Origin of the sequence: Alcanivorax profundi, from assembly GCF_003597125.1 — a bacterium.
Classification (GTDB): domain Bacteria; phylum Pseudomonadota; class Gammaproteobacteria; order Pseudomonadales; family Alcanivoracaceae; genus Alcanivorax; species Alcanivorax profundi.
The window spans coordinates 1-629 of sequence record NZ_QYYA01000058.1 but is presented as its reverse complement, the minus strand read 5'-3'; the positions used below and the strand labels follow the sequence as shown (position 1 = coordinate 629).

The 629-nt window shown below is 41.5% G+C and carries 1 protein-coding gene; it reads right to left on the bottom strand.

Going from position 1 to position 629, the window contains the following annotated elements:
• On the bottom strand, nucleotides 1-597 hold a 597-nt coding region (locus tag D4A39_RS16855; RefSeq protein ID WP_233552521.1), incomplete at its 3' end, for an IS66 family transposase.
• Nucleotides 598-629 lie beyond the last annotated feature (32 nt).

The window sequence follows — 629 nt, the reverse complement described above, 5'->3', positions numbered from 1 at the left end:
AAGAACCTGGTCGGCTGTTAAACCTGCCTTCTTGCAGTCATGCTCGATTCCAAATAGTCTACCTATCTCATCGATAAACCACATAGACAAGGAATGATTCTCTTCCAAGGACTCTACGAACTTTCGCCTTATATGTGTCAGGCATGCTGAACGATGTTGATCAGGATGAAGTTCATCATCGTCATACACCTTATATACTACATAACCGTCAGTAGTAAAGAAGCCGATAAAGTTGTCCAAGAACTGACGGATTGCCTTGAGGCCACGACTCCCATGCTCGTATATAAACCACACGAGTTTCTGGACATTAGCCTTGATTCCCCAAAAATAACGCTTCAAGTATTTACGGACACCTTCATCTGTCTTCACACCAACAAGACCTGAGGTCTCATCAATCATCCAATTGTGAGTCTTCTTGATAGTCGCCTCCCAGACATCTTTCATTTCCTTGCGGATATAAGAGATTATCTTATGTACGATGACTCCCAAGGTTTTCTCGTTCATATTCAATCCCATATGAGATAGCTTCTCTACAATTCTCGTAAATGGAGTATTGTAAGCGAAATGCTCGGTAAGAACATAAGTTATCAGTTCCAAGTCAAAGGAAACACCTTTAATCAAGCGGGTAT